Source organism: Microbacterium sp. H6, assembly GCF_003314775.1.
Taxonomy (GTDB): Bacteria; Actinomycetota; Actinomycetes; order Actinomycetales; family Microbacteriaceae; genus Microbacterium; species Microbacterium oxydans.
In genome coordinates this window covers 1,221-2,574 of the sequence record NZ_QOAY01000228.1, presented here as the reverse complement: position 1 = coordinate 2,574, position 1,354 = coordinate 1,221, and the positions used below count along the sequence as shown (strand labels likewise).

Below are 1,354 nucleotides of genomic sequence, written 5' to 3'. Positions count from 1 at the left end.
GTCTCATCGTCAACGCCGCCAACCCCGAGACGGTTCGCATCGCACCGGCTCTCACGATCGGCGACGCCGAGCTCGCCGAGTTCCGCGAGCTGTTCACGGCTTCGCTCGCCGACGTCCAGGCCTCTGCTGCCGGAAAGGTATCCGCATGACCCGCCACCTGCTGCGTGACGACGATCTGACCCCCGCCGAGCAGGCCGAGATCCTCGATCTCGCGATCGAGCTGAAGAAGGACCGGTGGGCCGACAAGAGCCTGGCCGGCCCCCAGACCGTCGCGGTCATCTTCGACAAGTCCTCCACGCGCACCCGCGTCTCGTTCGCGGTGGGGATCGCCGACCTCGGCGGTTCGCCGCTGATCATCTCGACAGCGAGCAGCCAGCTCGGCGGCAAGGAGACCCCGTCCGACACCGCTCGCGTCCTGGAGCGCCAGGTCGCGGCCATCGTGTGGCGCACGTATGCGCAGTCGGGTCTCGAGGAGATGGCGGAAGGTACGCGTGTGCCGGTCATCAATGCGCTGTCGGATGACTTCCACCCGTGTCAGCTGCTCGCCGACCTGCTCACGATCCGCGAGCACAAGGGCGACCTGAAGGGGCTCACGCTGACGTTCTTCGGAGACGGGCAGAGCAACATGGCGCACTCCTACGCGCTCGCCGGTGTGACTGCGGGCATGCACGTGCGCATCGCGTCGCCCGAGGACTACGCTCCTCGTGCGGATGTCATCGAGGCCGCCGATCGACGCGCCGCCGAGACCGGCGGGTCGATCACCCTCTTCACCGACCCGGTCGAGGCCTCTGCCGGTGCCGACGTCGTCGTGACCGACACCTGGGTGTCGATGGGCAAGGAGGAGGAGAAGCTCGCACGCATCCGCGACCTCGGCGGCTACAAGGTCACTCCGGAGACGATGACCCTGGCCGATCCTGAGGCGATCTTCATCCACTGCCTCCCTGCCGACCGCGGCTACGAGGTCGATTCCAGCGTGATCGACGGTCCGCAGAGCGTGGTCTGGGACGAGGCCGAGAACCGCCTGCACGCGCAGAAGGCGCTGCTGGTCTGGCTCCTCGGCAAGAAGGACGCGTGATGAGCGACGCGACGCACGAAGGCACCAACGAAGGCGCGCTCTGGGGCGCCCGCTTCGCCACAGGGCCCTCGCCTGAACTGGTGGAGCTGAGCCGTTCCACCCACTTCGACTGGATCCTCGCTCCGTACGACATCGCGGGCTCCCACGCGCACGCCACCGCGCTCGAAGCGGCCGGGTACCTGGAACCGGATGAGGCGCGGCGGATGCACGAGGGGCTGGACGCGGTCGCGCGCAAGGTCGCCGACGGCACTCTGCGCCCCGTGCCGACCGATGAGGACG

The 1,354-nt window shown here is 68.5% G+C and carries 1 protein-coding gene and 2 pseudogenes; all 3 read left to right on the top strand.

Annotated elements, in window-relative coordinates:
* Positions 1 to 149: pseudogene (locus DSP71_RS24015) on the top strand (acetylornithine transaminase); the annotation flags it as partial.
* Positions 146 to 1,075, top strand: coding sequence for an ornithine carbamoyltransferase (gene argF / locus DSP71_RS14780; protein WP_058632223.1), 930 nt, complete (start codon positions 146 to 148; stop codon positions 1,073 to 1,075). The pseudogene DSP71_RS24015 and the gene argF, both read left to right, overlap by 4 nt.
* Positions 1,075 to 1,354 (top strand): annotated as a pseudogene (locus tag DSP71_RS14775) (argininosuccinate lyase); the annotation flags it as partial. The gene argF and the pseudogene DSP71_RS14775, both read left to right, overlap by 1 nt.